3 protein-coding genes and 1 pseudogene are annotated in these 3,432 nt (G+C 56.6%); 1 reads left to right on the forward strand and 3 read right to left on the reverse strand.

The features are described 5' to 3' along the window. Nucleotides 1-936: 936 nt before the first annotated feature. Nucleotides 937-1,459, forward strand: a pseudogene (locus K359_RS60675) (transposase); the annotation flags it as partial. A gap of 217 nt (nucleotides 1,460-1,676) precedes the next feature. On the opposite strand, the gene K359_RS66645 reads toward K359_RS60675, so the two are convergent. The 3 genes from K359_RS66645 to K359_RS64115 all read right to left on the reverse strand — a co-directional run. Next, the gene (locus tag K359_RS66645; protein ID WP_029085181.1) at nucleotides 1,677-2,126 is read right to left on the reverse strand and encodes a hypothetical protein; all 450 of its coding nucleotides are present in this window, start codon (nucleotides 2,124-2,126) and stop codon (nucleotides 1,677-1,679) included. A 9-nt stretch (nucleotides 2,127-2,135) separates the two neighbouring features. After that, complete coding sequence (locus K359_RS0147310) at nucleotides 2,136-2,372, reverse strand: hypothetical protein (RefSeq protein WP_156929123.1); 237 nt, start codon at nucleotides 2,370-2,372, stop codon at nucleotides 2,136-2,138. Nucleotides 2,373-2,992: 620 nt separating this feature from the next. Further along, on the reverse strand, nucleotides 2,993-3,432 hold a 440-nt coding region (locus K359_RS64115; RefSeq protein WP_210164120.1), incomplete at its 5' end, for a hypothetical protein.

Raw genomic sequence — 3,432 nt, forward strand, 5'->3', positions numbered from 1 at the left:
CCGATGAGTAGTGGAGGCAGTGCGGTGCGGTCTAGGATCGGCTGACGGCAGAACGCGGAGCTGCCCAGCAGGGTGGTTGCGGCGGTGAAGGATGCAAGGCGTGGAGGGGGCTGGCTTGAGGTGACATAAGCAAAGAACGGCTACGGATACCGCCTGGATACTTCGTGAAACCTCAAACGACCATCGCCATGAATGAGCAACTACCAGACTTGGGAGCACTTCAGACAACCGTGGAACTAATCTCACAGAAGGTTAGGAACAACATATAACGGCCCATGTTGGAGAAGCTTTCAACTATACTCACCGCCATCGAAATTGCGAACGCCAAAAAGCGCGTTAAATATCGACACGCGAACGTTCGACACGAACATGACGACTTTGTCAGGATTGCTTATCAATGGCTGGACGCGCAAATGCCAACCAAGAGGATGTTGCGCCGTACTTACCCTTTAAGGGACATCATCGAGATTTGGGGCGGTAGGCACATTGCAGAGTCCGATGTAGAGGTTGCGGCTGAACTACACCCGAGTATCCAATGGCAAATACCCTCACTTCAATATCAGCGCTCGCCTAACGTTTCCCTCCGGTAGTCGCCTTGCCAACATTGCAGAGGCGAGAACGCAAGACTACAAGCTTACGACGTATCACTTCATTCAAACGTACGGTGGGATCGAGGAACCGTAGGGCACGGAGCACCGTCGATGGATCGTCACGCGGTCGCACGGTTTACCCGCCAGAATAATCTGCGCATCGCTATGGTGTTCTTGTTCCCGCCTACACCAACTGCACACAGCCTTACGGCACGACGTGCGTCATTGTTATCCCGACCAGCAACAGCTAAGAGGCCGACCGGAAATTAAAGTTGGGTGATTTCAGCAGGTTGTGCGTTTTCGAGGTGTTCGAAGCCATCGGAGAAGCAGGTGACTTGGGCCAAAAATCACCCGCTGTCAGCATGACAGACGAGAACTGCGCTATGCAAGCGATTGTACGGATGCGGAATGGGACTTGCTCGAGCTGTTGATCCAAGGCCGAGCAAGGTCGGGCGACCGCGCACGACCTGCATGCGATCGGTATGGGATGCGATCCAGTACATTACATTGCGACGACGGGATGCCAAAGGGCGCTACTGCCGAAGGATTTTCCTCCCTTCACGACGGTGCGGTACTATTTTTATGGCCTGCGCGACCGCGGGGCGTTGGATTGATCAATGAAGCCCCGGTTGAAATCGCGCGTAGGCTTGCTGGACGGGAGCCGCAACCAACGGTGGCGATCATCGGTCAAGACGACCGAGAGCGGAGGGTCGCGCGGCTTTGATGCGGGCAAGAAGATCAAAGGTCGCAAGCGCCACATCGTCACCGATACACAAGGAAATTTGCTGAGCACCATCGTGCACCCGGGCAATGTTCAGGATCGGTTTGCGGGGGGCGATGTAGTGCCAGGGCCAAAGACCTCAGCGTGCACCCCCCGCAATTGACTCGCCAACGTGCGCATGAGCGAACTACCGAGGCCGTCTACGATGCTATCGCTCTGATCCTCGGTCCCCTCTCACCGGCCGAATGTGCCAATTACTTCGCCGACGCCGGATATGGCCAAAACTAAAGTCATCACGCTCTAGGTTGTGACAAACCGAAGTTGCATCCGATGCAAAGACCGCCACGGGATATCGCCCCGAGCGATCAGACCTTGACCCTTATGACCGGGAGCACGCCGTCACCTACATGCGCATGCTGGAAGCGGACGCAGAGTGCGCAGACTAGCGAGAGGTAGCGGAGATCGTATTGCGCATCAATCCTAAACGCGAGCCGCAGCGTGCCCGCCGAGCGTATGAGACGTATCTCGCCCGGACCAAGTGGATGACTAATCAAGGATACCGGCACATCTTGCGTGACGGCGGCCCGGCCGTCGTGGATAACTAACTTCAGGTATCCATGTTCTTTAGTCCGCAATTGCTTTGTTGAGCGCGTTCGAGGCTTGCCTGAGGCCATCCACATATTCGGCTGTGTCAACGGCCTCGGAGCCGCCCACCGCATGGACGCGGACTTGGCGACCTCAAGATCTGCCAAAAGCTGATCAATGTTCGCTCGCTCTCGCTGCAACTCTTCAATGATCGAACCGTGTTTTGTCATCCCGCTTCCTTACTCATCAGGCTTGACTGTTGTACTCGCAGCCACCGTTAAACTCGACGAGCCGGCGTGTTCGCTCATCGTATCGCCAGCACGCTCGGGGGTGTGGCCGCTTGTGAACGTGCCGCGATACCCGAAGAAGAACAGATGCATGTCGCCGAAATCGGGGCGGTCACCTTCGTAGTCGTCAAGCTCCACATCATTCCACGCAAGCCCGTCATCCAGATCATTGCGGGGCTCGCCAGGCATGAGGACAGCAGAGCTCGCAGGGGGATGGTTGTGGTCGTAGTTGACCGGAACTGGCGGCTCTGCGTGCACGCTCAGGCTTACTTGCATAGCTTCGATGACGGCAGGGAGCGTCCCATAGTTTGCGACCGAGTAGGAAGGCCATTCCCACCGCGAAAGCGGCGACCGTGAGCAAGCAACCTATAACAACCTCGGGCACTCGGAACTTCATGCTCGCTCGTCTGATTGAGAGGTGCCATTGCGCCCGTACAATCTAAGGATGCTGCACCAAATGGTGGTTCAATTGAATAGCTGGCTTCCAGCCCGACCCTATTGGGATTTGGTTGCGGGAGGACGGACCTTCTCCCCGCGAAGCGTCAACGAGATACTCCGCAGGTTGAGCGCGTGCTAACGTCTAATGGCTTCGCCGTCAGGTTGGCACCTATGCCGACAAGTAGGTGTAGGGCTCGGGGTTGCCGTGTCAGGGTGCGGAACGCTGCGCGCCGGCTTGTGCTGGTGTGCCGCGTCTCGGAGTGCACGCTCCGTCAAGTGCTGGAGCTGTGTAGTGCGTGGCGACCTTCCGTACATCGCATACGTCATTTTGATGGGACTAACCTCGCTCGCCATCGCCGCGGTCGTAATATTCATGCAATGAGGTGGCCGTCCTCGTGTTCAGCCGCGGTGTCCGATGCCTCGGGATCTTCAGAGGTTCGGCAGCTCAGGGCCCCACGGAGCTCAACAAGATGGATGGTTGGATAGTGACAGCGGCTTTCTTCAAGGAAGATAGTGACGATGACGAAGAATTCAGGCACATAACTTGCGTGGGGGCCGTCGCCGATCCGGCGGAAGTGGTGAGGATGACCATCGCGGAATGCGGCGCAAAGGCCGCAATGCTCAACTGCCCAATCGAAGAGGAGCAGTTGCGAAGACTTGGCGTGAAGCCCGGCGAGCTTCTCATCGTGCACGATGACGAAATCAGTCCGACTATTTCGTCGCCCGTTAAGAAGCTTCCAGGCGACTGATCTGGAATCGTAATTTGGCTGGAATGACGTTCTGAGATTGCAAGGTTTTGGTGTTTTGTGCA

It is taken from the genome of Bradyrhizobium sp. th-b2 (genome assembly GCF_000426785.1).
Taxonomy (GTDB): domain Bacteria; phylum Pseudomonadota; class Alphaproteobacteria; order Rhizobiales; family Xanthobacteraceae; genus Bradyrhizobium; species Bradyrhizobium septentrionale.

What these genes read in the sequence shown, in the direction of transcription:
- K359_RS66645 (WP_029085181.1), bottom strand. Translation starts at nt 2,126, where the DNA reads ATGACAAAACACGGTTCGATCATTGAAGAGTTGCAGCGAGAGCGAGCG.
- K359_RS0147310 (WP_156929123.1), bottom strand. Translation starts at nt 2,372, where the DNA reads ATGCCTGGCGAGCCCCGCAATGATCTGGATGACGGGCTTGCGTGGAAT.